Raw genomic sequence first — 16,216 nt, 5'->3', positions numbered from 1 at the left:
ACAAGTGTCCCTTCGATGCAAGACCAGGTTTCTCCCTTGGTGGCCAATGAATGGCTGCTCTATTGCCGACCCGGCTTCGAGTCGGATCTTGCCGCCGAGCTTGCCGATCGCCTGGGTGAAGCGCCGCTGCGCTATGCCGCCGAGCCAGGGGCGGGCTATGTGCGTGCGATCAGCATCGACGGCTCGCCGGTCAATCCGCTGCAGCGCAGCCTGCCGCTCGAGGCGACGGTGTTCGCCCGCCAGTCGCTGGTCGCGCTGCCGCCGCTCGAGATGCTTTCGCGCGACGACAGGATCTCACCGATCGTCGCCCAGGTAGTGGCCAGCGGCTGGAGCTTCGAGTCACTGACGTTCGAAGCCCCTGACACCAACGACGGCAAGGCGCTCGCGGGGCTGGGAAAGGCCCTGGCCCGTCCGCTCGAGAGCCTGTTTCGCAAACGGGGGGCGCTGCGCCGAAGCGCCGGAGCCCGTCGCTTGCACCTGTTCTGGACCGCTGGTGACAGGGTCCAGCTGGGGCTGAGCTTCCCTGGCAATCGCAGCGAGTACCCGGGAGGCATACTGAGGCTCAAGTTCCCTCCCCACGCGCCGAGCCGCTCGACGCTCAAGCTCGAGGAGGCGTGGCACCAGTTCTTGCCGCGCAGCCGCTGGGAGGAGGCACTGGCGCCCGGTTCCACCGCCGCCGATCTCGGCGCCGCGCCCGGCGGCTGGACCTGGCAGCTCGTCCAGCGCGGCATGCAGGTCTATGCGATCGACAATGGCCCGATGGACAAAGCGCTGATGCGCACCGGCATGGTCGAGCACCTGCGCGAGGATGGCTTCAAGTGGTCGCCGCCGGGAACGCTCGACTGGCTGGTATGCGATATCGTCGATCGCCCGTCGCGGGTGATCGAGATGGTGTCCCGCTGGTTGACCCAGCGCTGGTGCCGTTTCTCGGTGTTCAACCTCAAGCTGCCGATGAACCGCCGCTGGCAGGAGGTCGACGCCTGTCTCGGTAGGCTGCGCGATCAGCTCGATTCCGCAGGGATCGACTATCGGCTGCACTGCCGTCATCTCTACCACGACCGTGAAGAAGTGACGGTGTTCGTCGAGCTGCGCTGAGGCATGGCCGGTTCGACCTCCAGTGAACGATCCGCGTGAAGCGCAAGGAGATTCGATGAGCGAGCCGTTCGAGGCCGATGATGTGCTCGATACCTCCGGGCTCTACTGCCCGGAGCCGATCATGCTGATGCACAACAAGGTGCGCGACCTAGGCAGCGGCAAGCTGCTCAGGGTGATCGCGACCGACCCCGCCACTACCCGCGACATACCGCAGTTCTGTGCCTTTCTCGGCCACCAGCTGCTCGAGCGGCGCGAAGAGGACGGGCGTTTCGAATACCTGCTGAGGCTCGCCTGAGCGGCGCGCTCTAAATACGAGGTACGCAGCCTATACGCAGCGGGCCCGGCTTTCGCCGGGCCCGCTGGTTTACCGCACCGCCATTTCAGTCGTCGTCGCCGCTGTTGACCATCATCGCCAGCGCCTCGAGGGTCTCGGGATCCTGGCGCTTGATCCGATTGGCGATGGTGCGCTGGAAGAAGTAGAGCGCCGCATGGCGACTGCTGCCCGGATACAGGCAATCGTCGCCCGGTAGCACCGGCGTATCGACCAGCTTGCTTTCATCGAGCAGCAGCGCCTCGATCGCGCCATCGCTATAGAGCCTCCAGCCATGCACCTGCTTGAGCAGCCAGGGCTGGTCCTCGTCATCGAGACACAGCGCATGGGTGCCCTGGGTGTCGGGCAGATGCTGGATCAGGGTAGTCTCGTCGGTCGACTCGTAGTCGAAATAGAGCGAGGCGTGTTCGAGCTCGTGAATCTTGTGTTCAGGGGGGCCTTCGAGTAGCTCCTGGGTCTCGGGGTCGCGAAAACCGACGAAGCTGCCGTGCTCGGGATCGTCGAGCGTATGGCAAGGAGTCAATTTGTCCATCCAGGGCACCATGCCGACTATCTGGCCGTCGTCTTGGAGCGCCCAGGCGAGCACGGGCATGCCATAGAGTGATTCGCTGTCCGAAGCTAGTCGGTAGATCATCTCCAGGCCGTCGTGCTCGGGCGCCAGGCGGATGATCCGCTGTCTGGCGCGAAAGCGATCACGCATGCTTTCGAAATCGATGACCTTGGCGGTTTGGGGGAGCGGTATGCCCATGGTGGCCCTCCTAGGCGGTGTGTCGAACGGTGTGCCGGCCCATCCGCCTGGAAGCTCTTGGCGCGCGATCGTAGAGGCTTCGCCCGTTCGACACCGCTACCGCGGTCGACGATCGGGAAACGCCCGGACCGATCGATGCCGCCTTAGAGTTCCAGGCGCTTCCCGTGATTGCCACTGTGGTCTGGTGGCGCATCGGGGACGACAGGCCCTTCAGCCGGGTCGATCAGCCAAGCAAGGGTTGGAAAAGTTCACGCCGCCTGTGCTTGCGCGCTACCCCTTCGGGCTCACGCTCGCAGCGATTCGCGTCACCTCTCCAACGCCGCTCGCCGGACCGAACCTGGCTCGCTGCACGCTTGCCACGACGCAATTCCGGCCGCCGCAGCCAAGGGCCTTTGACACTCAGCCCAAGGTTGCACCGGCGACCGGACGACTCACTATTAGCATACCCAAAGGGATTCGCACAGAGGGGCGATCGAACTCGTCGCGCATCGATACGCGTGGGTCTACTGCTTGGCTGGGAACGAGGGTGGGGGCGCTGCGGCGGACGGATGCGGGGTCGGGTCATCGAGACGGCGTCGAGAGACCCGGCGCAGGCGCAGGGCGAGCAAGGCCGCTGCGGTGGAGAGGCCGACGATCAGGCCGATCCAGAAGCCATGGACGCCGAGGCCGTCGAACGCCCCCGGCACTCCCCGGCCGAACGCCAAGCCGCTGCCGAGGCCCGCGACCCAGTAGGCGAACAGCGTGATCAGCATCACCGCGCGGGTATCCTTGTAGCCGCGCAGGGCGCCGGCGATGCCGATCTGCAGTGCGTCCGAGACCTGGAACAGCACCGCCAGGTACAAAAGCTCCACCGCCAGCTCGAGCACCGCCGGTTCGGCGGAGTAGAGCGCAGCTACCTGGCGCGCGAACAGCGCCACCACCAAGGCATTGGCGAGCGCTGCGGCCAGCGCGATCCAAAGCCCGTTCCAGGCCTCCTGGCTCGCCGCTCCTGGACGCCCCTCGCCGAGCCGGGTGCCGACCTGGATGGTCAGCGCCATGCCTACCGCCAATGGCATCATGAACAGGATCGAGGTGAAATTGAGCGCCACCTCATGGGCTGCGATCACCACGGTGCCATAGGCGGCGATCAGCAGCGCGACCACCGCGAACATGGTCACCTCGGCGAAGATCGCCACCCCGATCGGCAGCCCCAGGCGCAGCAGGGCGAGGAGCTGGGCCGGCTGTGGCGCGGTCAGCCCGCGCCACAGTGCCACCCGCTGGTAGATTCGCGCGCGCTTGGTGTAGACCAGCATGCCGAACAGGCTTGCCCACATCGAGACCGCAGTGGCGATGCCGCAGCCCAGCGCGCCCAGCGGTGGCACACCGGCGCCGCCGAAGATCAGCCATAGTCCGAGGGGAAGATGGACCGCGAGACCGAGCAGGCTGAACCAGAGCGCGGGGCGGGTGTGGTTGAAACCGTCCGAATAGGCGCGCAGCGCCTGGTAGCCGGCCAGTGCTGGCATGCCGAAGGCGACGGCGAGCAGATAGGCTTCGGCGGCGCTGGCGATCTCCGGCGGTATGCCCATCAGCGCGAATACCGCGGATGGCAGCCAGAAGAGCGCGCAGGCTGCGATCGAGCCCATCGCCAGCGCGATCCAGCCCGCCTGGTGGACCTGTACGCGGATGCGCTCGAGCTGGCCCGCGCCGAGCAGCTGGGCGACCACCGCGGTGAGTCCGATCATGGTACCGCTCATGAACAGCATCAGCGGTACCCAGAGACTCGCGCCGATCGAGACCGCGGCGAGATCGACGGTGCTCGAGCGGCCCGCCATCACGATGCCGCTGGTGCTGACCCCGATCTGCGCCAGCTGGGCACCGCAGATCGGCAGCGCCAGCCGGCACAGTCGACGGCTGGCACGGATGCGATCGATGCGGGGCAGAGCGGGGGAAAGGGACACCAAGGGAAGCTCCGGGTTGGATCGAAGGGAGCGGGATTCTAGGGTGTGTTGATACGCGCTAGCAAACCATTCGGTCAAATGGCGATGACGGAAGGTATAATTCGCGCCGAATCGTGCGCCCCGGGCGCTTCGGATCTCTCGCCCACGGCTCGACCGAGCCTTGGCGGGCGCCATTGACGGATGCTTTTCTGATGAGCTCAACCCAGTCCATTTCCCAGTGCAGCGAAGATCAGCAGATCGAGGCGCTGATCGCGCTGTTCGATGGGATCTTCGCCGACACCTATGCCACCCGCCTGGTTCGCGGCGGCAGCGAGCCGCTCTATAGCCCGAGGGACGCCGAGCACCCTTATCATCGGATCATCTTCGCCCATGGCTTCTTCGCCAGCGCGCTGCATGAGATCAGTCACTGGTGCATCGCGGGACCGCAGCGGCGAATGCTCGAGGATTACGGCTACTGGTACCTGCCCGATGGCCGTGACCAAGACCAGCAGCAAGCCTTCGAGGCCGCCGAGGTCGCTCCTCAGGCGGTGGAGCTTTTGTTCACCGAGGCTTGTCGGCGACGCTTCAACGTCAGCGCCGACAACCTGGGCGGCAGCGTCGAGGTCGATCGGGAGGCATTCCGGCTGCGTGTCGAAGCCCGTGCGGCCTGGCTACGCACGCATGGTCTCTCTCCCCGTGCAGCCGCGCTGCACCGTGCGCTCGACATCGGATTCGGCCAGGGCGGCAGCTTCGAGCGCGCTCGCGACCAGGCACGGGCGATACTCGAAGCGGCAGGGATGCCGGCCTGAGTTCAGTCCGCGCGCGGCTTCAGCCCTTCGAGCACGGCGCGGCGCAGGGTGGCAAGCGCCGTGGCGAAGAAAGCGGGGTCTTCGAGCCCACTGCCGGATAGCGCCCGGACCTGGGTCGCGAAGTCTGCGTAGTGCTGGGTCGCCGCCCAGAGCAGATAGAGCAGTTGACGCGGGTCGACCGGTGCCAGCCGGCCCTGCGCGATCCAGCCCGCGATCACTTCGCTCTTTTCATCGACCAGCTGTTTGAGCTCTCCAGCGAGCACCGGCGCGATCAGCGGCGCGCCTTGCATCATTTCCAGGCAGAACAGCCGCGATGCCTCGGGCTGGTCGCGGGCGGCGGCGAGCTTGGCGCTGAGATAGGCGTCGATCGCGTCGAGCGGCTCCTGTTCGGCGCTCATCGCCTTGAGCGGGGCCAGCCACTGATCGAGGATCCGCTTGAGCACCTCGACGTAGAGGATCTCCTTGGAGGCGAAGTAGTAGAGCAGGTTGGTCTTCGAGACGCCGGCCAGCTCGGCGATGGTCTCGACCCGGGCGCCATGGAGACCGTAGCGCGAGAACTCCGCCAGCGCGGCGTCGACGATCGCGGCGCGCTTCAGTTCGCTGGCGCGCGGGCGGCGGCGAGCGCTGCGCTGGGGGAGGGGAGGAAGCTCGTTCATGGCCTGGATGTCCGCTACTGGAGAACGTCGGTATGGTCGGGAAGCGCCGAACGAGCGCGCGCGAAGGCTCGCCAAGCGTTCCCCTAAGCGTGGCCCAGCATAGCAGAGCCAGGCCGGTAGGGGCTGCACACCTGGAGTGCATCGCCTGCGCCAGGATGATGCATTCGTTTGACCTTACGGTTCATTTTTGACCTTTGGGTCAAACGAAAGCGATCGCAGGCGATTGATTCATCGGCTCAAACGGCGTTCTGGCATCGGGATTGATAGCGAATTGGGCTGAGAACGGCGCTTATGGCGCCACCCCCAATATTGGAACGCTATCGACGCGAGAGGTATCCAGGATGAAAGTTGGTGTCTTCATTCCGATCGGCAACAACGGCTGGCTGATCTCCGAGAACTCTCCCCAATACAAGCCGACCTTCGAACTCAACCGGGAAGTGGTGCAGCGTGCGGAAAAACACGGCCTGGACTTCGCCCTGTCGATGATCAAGCTGCGTGGATTCGGCGGCAAGACCGAGTTCTGGGACCACAATCTCGAGTCGTTCACGCTGATGGCTGGGCTCGCCGCGGTCACCTCCAAGATCCAGCTCTACGCCACCGCCGCCACCCTGGTGATGCCGCCTGCGATCGTCGCACGGATGGCGGCGACGATCGATTCGATCTCCAACGGCCGTTTCGGCCTCAACCTGGTCACCGGCTGGCAGAAGCCCGAGTACTCGCAGATGGGGCTGTGGCCGGGCGATGACTACTTCTCCAAGCGCTACGCCTATCTCGATGAGTACGTCCAGGTGCTCAAGGAGCTCTGCCGCGATGGCAAAAGCGACTTCAAGGGTGAGTTCTTCGAGATGGACGATTGCCGGCTGAGCCCGCGTCCGCGTGAGGACATGAAGCTGATCTGCGCCGGGCAGAGCGAGGCGGGAATGGCTTTCTCCGCCCGCCACGCCGATTTCAACTTCTGCTTCGGCAAGGGCGTCAATACGCCGACCGCCTTCGCTCCCGCCGCCGAGCGCATGCACGCCGCAGCCGAAGCGTCCGGACGCGAGGTGAAGAGCTTCGCGCTGTTCATGGTGATCAGCGCCGAGACCGACGAAGAGGCGCGGGCCAAGTGGGAATACTACAAGGCGGGGGCCGACGAGGAGGCGCTCGCCTGGCTCACCGACCAGGCCAGCAAGGATACCCGTTCAGGTGGCGATACCAACGTACGCCAGATGAGCGATCCGACCTCCGCGGTCAACATCAACATGGGCACGCTGATCGGCTCCTACGAGCACGTCGCGCGGATGCTCGACGAGATCAGCGAGATGCCGGGAGTCGAAGGGGTACTGCTGACCTTCGATGATTTCATCGAAGGGGTAGAGACCTTCGGCCAGCGGATCCAACCGCTGATGCACTGTCGCCAGGGCACCGTCGCTGCGGCGCGGGCCGAGGCACCGGTCGAGGAGGCCGCGCAATGAGTGAAGCAGTCCGTCCCGAATTCATCCCCGCCGGCCGTGGGCTCACGCTCGCTGCCCGTCCCGAGCCGCTGGTGTTCGACCCGGCGAGCACGGCGCTGATCGTGGTCGACATGCAAAACGCTTACGCCACCCCGGGCGGCTATCTCGACCTCGCCGGCTTCGACGTCAGCCATACGGGGCCGGTGATCGAGAAGATCAAGCAGTCGGTCGCCGCCGCCCGCGCCGCGGGAATCACGGTGATCTATTTCCAGAACGGCTGGGACCCCGACTACGTCGAAGCCGGCGGCCCCGGTTCGCCGAACTGGCACAAATCCAATGCGCTCAAGACCATGCGCGCCAACCCCGGGATGGCGCAGAAGCTGCTCTCCAAGGGCGATTGGGATTTCGAGCTGGTCGCAGCGCTCAAGCCCGAGCCCGGCGACATCGTGATGCACAAGCCGCGCTACAGCGGGTTCTTCAACACCCCGCTCGACAGCACCCTGCGCTCGCGCGGCATCCGCACCCTGGTGTTCACCGGAATCGCCACCAACGTCTGCGTCGAATCGACCCTGCGCGACGGCTACTTCCTCGAATACTTCGGCGTGCTGCTCGAGGATGCCGCTCATCAGGCGGGCCCGCGTGCCGCCCATGAGGCCGCGGTCTACAACGTCGAGACGTTCTTCGGCTGGGTCTCCAACGTCGAGACCTTCTGCAACGCCTTAGTCACTTCGCCGCGGCTGGAAACCCAGCAGGCCTGATCAGAACCTACCCACAGCGCTGAAAACGGAGTCGCTCCATGCCCAAGCAGGTCGTCATTCCACCAGGTACCACTACGCCGATCGCTCCCTTCGTCCCCGGCACACTGGCCGATGGCGTGGTCTACGTCTCCGGTACCCTGCCGTTCGACGCAGACAACAACGTGGTTCACGTCGGTGACCCAGCGGCTCAGACGCGCCATGTGCTCGAGACGATCAAGACCGTGATCGAAACCGCCGGCGGCAACATGTCGGACGTCACCTTCAACTCGATCTTCATCACCGACTGGACGCATTACGCGGCGATCAACCAGGTCTACGCCGAGTATTTTCCCGGCGACAAGCCGGCGCGTTTTTGCATCCAGTGCGGCCTGGTCAAGCCCGACGCGCTGGTCGAGATCGCCACCATCGCCCACATCGGCACCGCCGGGAGCGGGGCCTGATGCTCCACTATGAATGGCTCGGCAGTCGGGATCCCGAGGCGCCGGTGGTGGTGATGTCGGCCGGCCTCGGCGGTGCCGGCGCCTACTGGCTCCCGCAGGTCGAGGCGCTCGGGGCCGGCTTCCGGGTGCTGCTCTACGATCAGCTCGGCACCGGACAGAGCGCTGCGGTACTGCCTGAGGGCTACAGCGTCGAGAACATGGCCGAGGAGGTGGTCGAACTCGCTGAATCGCTCGGTCTGGAGCGGTTCGACTTCGTCGGTCACGCCTTCGGCGGGCTGGTCGGGCTGTGGCTCGCGCGCAAGCGCCCGGCGCTGCTCAGGCGGCTGGTGGTGGCTGGCGGCTGGGTGAGCCTGGACAGCCACAGCCGGCGCTGCTTCGATGCGCGTATCGCGCTGCTCACCAAGGTCGGTGCCAGGGCCTACCTGGCTGCGCAGCCGATCTTCCTGTTCCCGGCCGACTGGCTGTCGGCCAACGCCGAGCGGGTCGATCGCGAGCAGGCCAGCCACCTGGCCCATTTTCCCGGTGCCGGCAACGTACTCAAGCGGATCGAGGCGCTGGCGGGATTCGACGCACGCAGTTGGATCACGGAGATAGAAACGCCGACGCTGGTGATCACCGCTCGCGACGACGTGCTGGTGCCGTGGACTGCCTCCCGGCGCCTCGCCGAACTGATGCCGCAGGGGCGCTTCGAGTGTCTCGACTATGGCGGCCACGCCTGCAGCGTCACCGCGAGCGACGAATTCGACCGGCGGCTGGTCGAGTTCCTTCAATCCTGATCGATCCGGCGCCACGTGGTGGCGCCACCCATGGAGACAAGCATGCAGCAGAGCGTTCTCGAGCAGCCGTCCCCCCGTCTGACGGGGCCCGACCGACAGCACTTTCGCGACGCGATGGCGCAGCTTGGCGCTGCGGTCAACCTGGTCACCAGCGACGGTGAGATGGGTCGCGCCGGTTTCACCGCCACGGCGGTGTGCAGCGTCTGCGACACGCCGCCGACCCTTTTGGTCTGTCTCAATCGAGCCGCCTCGGCGCATCCGCTGGTGATCGGCAATGGCAAGCTCTGCGTCAACGTGCTCGCCGCCGGGCAGGTGGCACTGGCGGAGCGCTTCGGTGGCAGGACACCGATGTCCGAGCGTTTTCTCGAAGGGCGCTGGCGCGTGCTCGACAACGGCACGCCGGCGCTCGAGGGCGCGCTGGTCAGCTTCGCCTGCAGGATCTCTCGGGTCATCGCCGAGGGCAGCCACGACGTGCTGATCTGCCCAGTGGAGGAGATCCATTCGCAGGCTGCGCCCGCGGCCTCGCTGCACTATTTCCAGCGGCGCTTCCATCGGCTCGAGGCCGAGTAGCCGGGCCACTGCGTTCAGGGCTGGGTATACACAACGACAACTCTCCAACGGACGCCAGCGTCCGCCCAGATGAGGACCCCGCATGAGCACTTCGACTTCGCGGCAGCCGGTCTCCACGCTGATCGAGCGAGATGGACAGGTCGAGCTGCACCCTGGTGACGATCTGTTCGACAGCCCGCGCTACAGCCTCGATCTGGCGCCGACCCGGATCAGCGAGCGGCGCTGGAATACCTGGCACGTCGCGGCGCTGTGGACCAGCATGGCGATCTGCGTGCCGACCTACACCCTCGGCGGCGTGCTCACCGCCTATTTCGGGCTCAGCGTGTTCGAGGCACTGATGGCGATCCTGCTCGCCAACCTGATCATTCTGATTCCGCTGACGCTCAACGCGGTGGCGGGCACTCGCTACGGGGTGCCTTTTCCGGTACTGCTGCGCAGCTCCTTCGGTATCACCGGCTCCAACGTGCCCGCGCTGATTCGCGCACTGGTCGCCTGTGGCTGGTTCGGCATCCAGACGATGTTCGGCGGCATGGCGATCAGCCTGCTGTTCGGTGCGCTGTCCGAGAGCTGGCGCTCGCTCGGCTCCGCCGGCGACGTGATCGGCTTCGTGCTTTTCGGTGCGATGAATCTTTACGTGGTGATCCGCGGCTTCGAGTCGATCAAATGGCTGGAGACGCTCTCGGCGCCGGTGCTGCTGCTGGTCTCGCTGGCGCTCCTTTGGTGGGCGCTGGGCAAGGTCTCGGTCGCTGAGCTTTTGGCCTCGCCGCCGACCCGGCCGGCAGGGGAGAGCACGGTGGGGCACTTCCTCGCCGGGGTGACTGCGATGGTGGGCTACTGGGCGACGCTTTCGCTGAACATTCCCGACTTCAGCCGCTACGTCAAAAGCCAGCGTGCCCAGGTGGTCGGGCAGATCTTGGGGCTGCCGCTGACGATGTTCGTGTTCGCGGCGCTCGGGGTAGTGATGACCGCTGCCTCGCCGACGCTGGTCGGCTATACGGTCTCCGATCCGGTCACCCTGATCGGTGCGATCGGTGAGCCATGGCTCGTGATCGTCGCGATGATCCTGATCGTGCTCGCCACGCTCTCGACCAACACCGCCGCCAACGTGGTGTCGCCGACCAACGACCTGCAGAACCTCGCGCCTCGGCTGATCAGCCGCAGCCGCGCGGTGATGCTGACCGGACTGATCGGCTTGCTGCTGATGAGCCACGAGCTGCTCAAGCGGCTTGGCGTGATCGTCTCCGACGTCAGCGTCGAGGCGATCTACTCCAACTGGCTACTGGCCTACTCGAGCCTGCTCGGACCGATCGCCGGGGTGATGGTGGTGGACTACTTCGTGGTGCGCAGGCAGCGCCTGGACGTGATCGGGCTCTATCGCGACGGCGTCTACCCGGCCTGGAATGCCGCCGGTTTCATCGCTTTCTGCATCCCCGCCGGGCTCAGCCTGATCGCGATCATCACCGGCCGGCTCGGCTGGTTCTATGACTACGGCTGGTTCACCGGCTCGATCAGCGGCGGACTGCTCTACTGGGTCTGCGACAAGGTATCGCGCCGGCGCGCGGTGTCCGGGCTTGCCTCGAACGCCTGAGCGCGCCGGCGCCGAAGCGCGCTAGCCGAAGCTTTCGTCGTCGAGGGCGAAATCGTCCGGCAGCTGGTCGGCGAATCGCTGGTGCAGCAGCAGCATCACCTCCACTTCGTGCTCGGCGTTGAGCGGCGTCAGGCCGCGCTCATCGAGCAGTCTTCGGCGCTCGTCCTCCCACTGGGCGGCGTCGAGTTCAGCGTAGAGCTGGTGGGCGGGCGCGAGCTCGACCATCGGGTCGAGCGAGTACTCATCGAAGAGCCTCTCGAGCGCCTCGAACTCTTCGCCGACGCCGTTGACGTAGAGCGTTGCGCCATCGTGATCGGCCTCGAGTTCGCGGATCACATCGAGCGGTCGCACACCGAGGGTGTGCAGCGTCTCTTCGTCATAGTCGCCAAGGGCGATGTCTTCTTCTTCCAGCCAGCTTTCGAGCGGCTGGATCAAGGTGTGCTTGACCCGGCCATCGGCGAGTGTCCACGCCACCGCCACGGGTAGCGCACCGTCGCCCGTCTCGATGCAGATGAAGCTCGGCAGGGCATTGGATGTCTGGCTCATCGGCTTGCTCCTATCGCAGCGGGCTGGGCGGTGTCGTCCAGGCGGAAGAAGCGCTGCGTGGTCCGGGTGGCGGCGCGGGCGAGAGTCGCCTCGTCGAGGCCGCGCAGCGCCGCGACCTCGCGAGCGATCCACGGCAGCAGCGCCGGTTCGTGCCGGCGTCCCTTGAGCTTGGCCGGCAGGTTGCGCGGCAGCAGGTAGGGACAGTCGGTCTCTATCATCAGCCGTTCGAGGGGAATCTCGCCTACCAGTTCGCGCAGCTGTAGACCCCGCCGTTCGTCGCACAGCCAGCCGGTCAGGCCGATGTGCAGGTCGAGATCGAGATAGGCGTAGAGCGTCTGCCGGTCGCCGGTGAAGCAGTGGACCACGGCGTCCTCGATGTCGTCGCGCCAGCTACGCAGCATCTCCAGCATCGTCGCGCTGGCGTCCCTTTCGTGCAGGAACAGCGGCAGGCGCCGCTCGGCGGCGATCTCGAGCTGCGCTTCGAAGGCACGGCGCTGGGCATCGCGTGGGCTGAAGTCGCGATTGAAGTCGAGCCCGCACTCGCCGACGGCGACCATGCCGGGCCGGTCGAGGGCCTCACGGATCAGGTCGGCGTAGTCGTTTCCCCAATCGGCGGCGTGGTGGGGGTGGACGCCGGCGGTGGCGAAGAGCCGCGGGGAGGGAGTATGGCGGGCCTCGATCAGCGCCAGCGCGCTTTCGATGCTGTGGCGATCGGTTCCGGTCAGCACCAGTGCTTCCACCCCCGCTTCTAGGGCGCGGGCGAGCACGGCGTCGCGATCCTTGTCGAAACTTTCATGGGTCAGGTTGGCGCCGATGTCGATCAGCGGCTCGGGCGAGCAAAAGCGCAAAGCATCCGGCAGCGGGTGCATGAATGTCTCTCCTCGACTTGCAAGGCGCCCAGGATAATCGCATCCCCGTTCCAGGGTCACGCCCTCGGTGGAATGCCCTCGCGGTTTACTCCGGATGACCGGCACGATGCGCTACAATGCGCGTTTGGTATCCATCCACGCCATTTTTCCATAAGAGGTGAGCGCAGACCCATGAGCTTGCTCCAACTCGAAGGCCTCCAGCTCGCCTACGGTAACCAGATCCTGCTCGACCGCGCCGAGCTTTCCATCGATCGCGGCGAGCGCTTGGCCCTGGTCGGCCGTAACGGCGCCGGCAAGTCGACGCTGATGTCGTTGATCGAGGGCGAACAGCTCCCCGACGACGGTGTGGTGCGCAGGGTGCCCGGGCTGCGCCTGGGCGTGCTTTCGCAGCGCCTGCCTGCGGCCGAGGGGCGGCGGATCTTCGATGTGGTCGCCGAGGGAATGCCCGAGACCGGCCGGCTGCTCGCCGAGTACGACGCCTTGGTCGCCGCTCCCGAGCCCGACATGAAGCGTCTGGCCACGTTGCAGGAGCGGCTGGAAGCGCTCGATGGCTGGTCCTTCCACCAGCGTATCGACCAGGTACTCGAGCGCCTGGGCCTGCCCGCCGAGACCTTGATGGAAGGTCTCTCCGGCGGCTGGCGCCGGCGCGTGGCGCTGGCCCGCGCGCTGGTCGCCGATCCCGACCTGCTGCTGCTCGACGAGCCGACCAACCATCTGGATCTCGACACCATCATCTGGCTCGAGGAGCAGCTGCTGGCCTTCAGGGGCGCGGTGCTGTTCGTCACCCACGACCGCGCCTTCCTCGATCGGATCGCGACGTCGATCCTCGAGCTCGATCGCGGCCAGCTGCGTCGCTATCCGGGCGATTTCGCCGCGTACCAGGAGCAGAAAACGCACGAACTCGAGGTCGAGGCCCGCGAGCAGGCATTGTTCGACAAGAAGCTCGCCCAGGAAGAGGCGTGGATTCGCCAGGGAATCAAGGCACGCCGCACCCGCAACGAAGGGCGGGTGCGAGCGCTCAAGCGGCTGCGCGAAGAGCGCTCCCAACGCCGCGAGCGGCTCGGTAGCGCGAAAATCGAGGTCGATAGCGGCGAGCGCAGCGGCAAGCGGGTGGTCGAGCTCAAGCACGTCAGCCATCGCATCGCTGGTCGCGCCGAGGGGGAGTACGTGATCCGCGACCTGAGTCTCGAGGTCCAGCGCGGCGACCGGATCGGCCTGATCGGCCGCAACGGCGCGGGCAAGACCACGCTGCTCAAGATCCTGCTCGGCGAGCTCGAGCCGAGCGAGGGCGAAGTCAACCTCGGCACCAAGCTCTCGGTGGCCTACTTCGACCAGCTGCGGGCCGGCCTCGACATGGACGCCACGGTGTACGACAACCTCGCCCTCGGACGCGACCACGTCAGCGTCAAGGGGCGGGATCGCCACGTGATGAGCTACCTGCAGGATTTCCTATTCAGTCCCGAGCGAGCGCGCCAGCCGGTCAAGGCACTCTCCGGCGGGGAGTCGAACCGGCTGCTGCTGGCCAAGCTGTTCACCCAGCCGGCCAACGTGCTGGTGCTCGATGAGCCGACCAACGATCTCGACGTCGAGACCCTCGAACTGCTCGAGGAGCTGCTGCTCGATTTCGATGGCACGCTGCTGCTGGTCAGTCACGACCGCGCGTTCATGGATAACGTGGTGACCAGCGTGCTCGCCTTCGAAGGCGATGGGCGGGTACGCGACTACGTCGGCGGCTACAGCGACTGGCAGCGCCAGGGCGGTCGGCTGCCGCCAGCGCCCGGCCAGCTCGGGGGAGAAAACCCCACGCCGGCGAAGGATCCAGCGCCGCTTCCCGCCGCCGCCGAACCAGTGAAGCCGGCGCCGCGGGTACAGAAGCTCTCCTACAAGCTGCAGCGTGAACTCGATGGACTGCCGGGGGAGATCGAGAAACTCGAACTCGAGCTGGCCGCGCTCGAAGCGAAGATCGGCAATCCGCGCTTCTATCAAGGCGACGCAGCGGAGATCGAAGCGACCCTGGCCGAGCTGGGCGCGGTGCAGACGCGGCTGGACGAGCGGATGGAACGTTGGATGGAGCTCGAGGTGGCGCAGCAGGGCGAGTGACGTTCGAAGCCATGGATGTTCTGCGCCTCCTGCGTCATGGCCAAGCCCCTTCGGCTTGTTTCGTCGCAAATCGGCATGGTGATTCCGATACTGGCGAGGTGGGGACGGGGGTGTATACTTTGGCAAATTTTGTCAAAGGCGGACAGCGCCATGAGTACCATGAACATCTCCCTGCCGGACGCCCTCAAGAGCTTCGTCGATGACCAGGTCAGCCAGCGGGGCTACAGCACCAGTAGCGAGTATGTGCGGGAGCTGATTCGCAAGGATCAGGATCGGCAGCACCTGCGTGGTCTGCTGCTGGCTGGGGTAGAGTCGGCTCCCGCCGCTCCTGTGGATGATGCCTACTTCGAATCCCTGCGCGCCAGGGTTCGCAAGGCTCGAGGGTGAAGGGTAAGCCCGTCGTTCCGCGAGCCCTTGCCAGTCAGGATGTAGAGGACGCTGTCAGCTATTACCTTGGCGAGCAGGCTGCACTCGGTTTTATCGATGACTTGGAAAACGCCTATACCCACATCAGCCGCCACCCGGCGTCGGATATGCCTCGGTACGCCCATGAGCTGGCTTTACCAGGGTTGCTCTACTGGCCGCTGAAACGCTATCCCTATCTGGTGTTCTACGTTGAACGCGATGAGCATGTCGATGTATGGCGCGTTCTACATGGCGTGAGGGACATTCCTGGATGGCTGGTTGAAAGCGCCTCTCATTAGTCGTCGGGATTGTGGCTGGGGGCATCTGGCAGCGGTAATGGACTCGTACTCACGCAAGATCGTATGCCAACCATGCAGCGGCAATGACGGATATCGCCGACTACATCGTTGGTTTTTACAACAAGGTGCGCCTGCACTTCGCAGGGTCCGAAATTAGTTGCCCACTACATACCTTCATCAAAACGAAGCTCTGGCTGCAAGGCCAGGGCTTCGTCAGCATGAGGGGTCCCAGGGGGCACCCCTTTTCATCGATGATTCGATTCGCTCGGTGAGCGGCGTCTCCCTCCCTCGGCGCTCACTCCTCCGCGTCGTCGCCTTCCTGACCGACGCGCACGGCGAGTACATCGCACTTGGCACCGCGAAGCACACCGGATGAGGTGGAGCCGAGCAGCAGCGCGAAGCCGGTGCGGCCGTGGGAGCCGACGACGATCAGATCGACGCCGTGCTCTTCGGCGAAACGGTGGATCTCGGAGTCCGGCATGCCGACGATGATGTGCTGGCGCTCGCGCGGGATGTTGCTGGGATCGGCGATTTCGGCGAGACGGGTGCGCGCATGCTCATCGAGCTGGTCCTGCAGCGTGGTGACATCCATCGGGATGTCGCCGCCGTAGGCGAAGCCGAGCGGCTCGAGCGCGTGGATGATCGAGATGGTCGCGCCGTTGCGCTCGGCGATCGGCAGTGCACGTTCGAGTACCAGATGCGAATCCCGCGTCAGGTCGACGGCGACAAGTACGTGACGGTATTCGTGGCTCATAGTCCTGCTCCGGCGGTTGGGTTAGGCATACTCTAGGCGCCGATACGGATGGCGACAACCTTGACGGCCTCTTCGAGGCGGGGATGCGTCAAGATACCGCGTTCGGCCGGAAAAGCGCGCAGG

At 65.6% G+C, this 16,216-nt stretch carries 18 protein-coding genes; 12 read left to right on the top strand and 6 right to left on the bottom strand.

Annotated elements, in window-relative coordinates:
- The first annotated feature begins 15 nt into the window (after window positions 1–15).
- Together rlmM and tusA are read left to right on the top strand one after the other, a co-directional pair.
- Complete coding sequence (rlmM, locus tag Q376_RS0120335; RefSeq protein ID WP_043449196.1) at window positions 16–1,095, top strand: 23S rRNA (cytidine(2498)-2'-O)-methyltransferase RlmM; 1,080 nt, start codon at window positions 16–18, stop codon at window positions 1,093–1,095.
- Window positions 1,096–1,150: 55 nt separating this feature from the next.
- Window positions 1,151–1,390 (top strand): sulfurtransferase TusA, encoded by a 240-nt coding sequence (gene tusA / locus Q376_RS0120330; protein WP_027351847.1) that lies wholly within the window; start codon window positions 1,151–1,153, stop codon window positions 1,388–1,390.
- 85 nt (window positions 1,391–1,475) lie between these two features.
- Here tusA and Q376_RS0120325 read toward each other — a convergent pair whose 3' ends face one another.
- Window positions 1,476–2,174 carry a hypothetical protein gene (locus Q376_RS0120325; protein WP_027351846.1) on the bottom strand — a complete coding sequence of 233 codons (699 nt, stop codon included), beginning with the start codon at window positions 2,172–2,174 and terminating at the stop codon, window positions 1,476–1,478.
- A 503-nt stretch (window positions 2,175–2,677) separates the two neighbouring features.
- The gene (locus Q376_RS23790; protein ID WP_052365612.1) at window positions 2,678–4,111 is read right to left on the bottom strand and encodes an MATE family efflux transporter; all 1,434 of its coding nucleotides are present in this window, start codon (window positions 4,109–4,111) and stop codon (window positions 2,678–2,680) included.
- Between the two features lie 191 nt (window positions 4,112–4,302).
- On the opposite strand from Q376_RS23790, the gene Q376_RS0120315 reads away from it, so the two are divergent.
- Window positions 4,303–4,899, top strand: a complete 597-nt coding sequence (locus Q376_RS0120315) for an elongation factor P hydroxylase (RefSeq protein WP_052365603.1) — start codon at window positions 4,303–4,305, stop codon at window positions 4,897–4,899.
- A 2-nt stretch (window positions 4,900–4,901) separates the two neighbouring features.
- Here Q376_RS0120315 and rutR read toward each other — a convergent pair whose 3' ends face one another.
- A complete protein-coding gene (rutR, locus tag Q376_RS0120310; protein WP_027351844.1) occupies window positions 4,902–5,555 on the bottom strand; it encodes an HTH-type transcriptional regulator RutR in 654 nt (217 codons plus the stop codon).
- Window positions 5,556–5,896: 341 nt separating this feature from the next.
- Here rutR and rutA point away from each other — a divergent pair, with 341 nt between their 5' ends.
- The 6 genes from rutA (at window position 5,897) to Q376_RS0120280 (ending at window position 11,120) form a co-directional block, all read left to right on the top strand.
- Window positions 5,897–7,009 carry a pyrimidine utilization protein A gene (rutA, locus tag Q376_RS23785; protein WP_052365601.1) on the top strand — a complete coding sequence of 371 codons (1,113 nt, stop codon included), beginning with the start codon at window positions 5,897–5,899 and terminating at the stop codon, window positions 7,007–7,009.
- Window positions 7,006–7,746 carry a pyrimidine utilization protein B gene (rutB, locus tag Q376_RS0120300; RefSeq protein WP_043449141.1) on the top strand — a complete coding sequence of 247 codons (741 nt, stop codon included), beginning with the start codon at window positions 7,006–7,008 and terminating at the stop codon, window positions 7,744–7,746. Before rutA ends, rutB begins: the two co-directional genes overlap by 4 nt.
- A 38-nt stretch (window positions 7,747–7,784) precedes the next feature.
- Window positions 7,785–8,186 carry a pyrimidine utilization protein C gene (rutC, locus tag Q376_RS0120295; RefSeq protein ID WP_027351842.1) on the top strand — a complete coding sequence of 134 codons (402 nt, stop codon included), beginning with the start codon at window positions 7,785–7,787 and terminating at the stop codon, window positions 8,184–8,186.
- Window positions 8,186–8,962, top strand: a complete 777-nt coding sequence (gene rutD, locus Q376_RS0120290) for a pyrimidine utilization protein D (RefSeq protein ID WP_027351841.1) — start codon at window positions 8,186–8,188, stop codon at window positions 8,960–8,962. The genes rutC and rutD overlap by 1 nt, the downstream gene beginning before the upstream one ends.
- A gap of 42 nt (window positions 8,963–9,004) precedes the next feature.
- A complete protein-coding gene (locus Q376_RS0120285; RefSeq protein ID WP_052365599.1) occupies window positions 9,005–9,532 on the top strand; it encodes a flavin reductase in 528 nt (175 codons plus the stop codon).
- 82 nt (window positions 9,533–9,614) lie between these two features.
- Window positions 9,615–11,120, top strand: a complete 1,506-nt coding sequence (locus Q376_RS0120280; protein WP_043449138.1) for an NCS1 family nucleobase:cation symporter-1 — start codon at window positions 9,615–9,617, stop codon at window positions 11,118–11,120.
- 21 nt (window positions 11,121–11,141) lie between these two features.
- Here Q376_RS0120280 and Q376_RS23780 read toward each other — a convergent pair whose 3' ends face one another.
- Together Q376_RS23780 and Q376_RS0120270 are read right to left on the bottom strand one after the other, a co-directional pair.
- The gene (locus Q376_RS23780; protein ID WP_052365597.1) at window positions 11,142–11,666 is read right to left on the bottom strand and encodes a hypothetical protein; all 525 of its coding nucleotides are present in this window, start codon (window positions 11,664–11,666) and stop codon (window positions 11,142–11,144) included.
- Window positions 11,663–12,535 (bottom strand): TatD family hydrolase, encoded by an 873-nt coding sequence (locus Q376_RS0120270; protein WP_027351838.1) that lies wholly within the window; start codon window positions 12,533–12,535, stop codon window positions 11,663–11,665. The genes Q376_RS23780 and Q376_RS0120270 overlap by 4 nt, the downstream gene beginning before the upstream one ends.
- Window positions 12,536–12,706: 171 nt before the next feature.
- Between Q376_RS0120270 and Q376_RS0120265 the strand changes: the two genes are divergently transcribed.
- The 3 genes from Q376_RS0120265 to Q376_RS0120255 all read left to right on the top strand — a co-directional run bounded on the left by Q376_RS0120265 (window position 12,707) and on the right by Q376_RS0120255 (window position 15,339).
- Window positions 12,707–14,635 carry an ATP-binding cassette domain-containing protein gene (locus Q376_RS0120265; RefSeq protein WP_027351837.1) on the top strand — a complete coding sequence of 643 codons (1,929 nt, stop codon included), beginning with the start codon at window positions 12,707–12,709 and terminating at the stop codon, window positions 14,633–14,635.
- A 150-nt stretch (window positions 14,636–14,785) separates the two neighbouring features.
- The gene (locus tag Q376_RS0120260; RefSeq protein WP_027351836.1) at window positions 14,786–15,022 is read left to right on the top strand and encodes a type II toxin-antitoxin system ParD family antitoxin; all 237 of its coding nucleotides are present in this window, start codon (window positions 14,786–14,788) and stop codon (window positions 15,020–15,022) included.
- Window positions 15,019–15,339 (top strand): type II toxin-antitoxin system RelE/ParE family toxin, encoded by a 321-nt coding sequence (locus Q376_RS0120255; RefSeq protein ID WP_027351835.1) that lies wholly within the window; start codon window positions 15,019–15,021, stop codon window positions 15,337–15,339. Before Q376_RS0120260 ends, Q376_RS0120255 begins: the two co-directional genes overlap by 4 nt.
- A 295-nt stretch (window positions 15,340–15,634) precedes the next feature.
- Here the strand turns inward: Q376_RS0120255 and Q376_RS0120245 are convergent, their stop codons facing one another.
- A complete protein-coding gene (locus tag Q376_RS0120245) occupies window positions 15,635–16,093 on the bottom strand; it encodes a universal stress protein (RefSeq protein ID WP_027351833.1) in 459 nt (152 codons plus the stop codon).
- Window positions 16,094–16,216 lie beyond the last annotated feature (123 nt).

This window comes from Halotalea alkalilenta DSM 17697 (assembly GCF_000621205.1).
GTDB classification, from domain to species: Bacteria; Pseudomonadota; Gammaproteobacteria; order Pseudomonadales; family Halomonadaceae; genus Halotalea; species Halotalea alkalilenta.
Note: the sequence above shows the minus strand (reverse complement) of the source record. Positions and strands in the feature narration are given on the sequence as shown.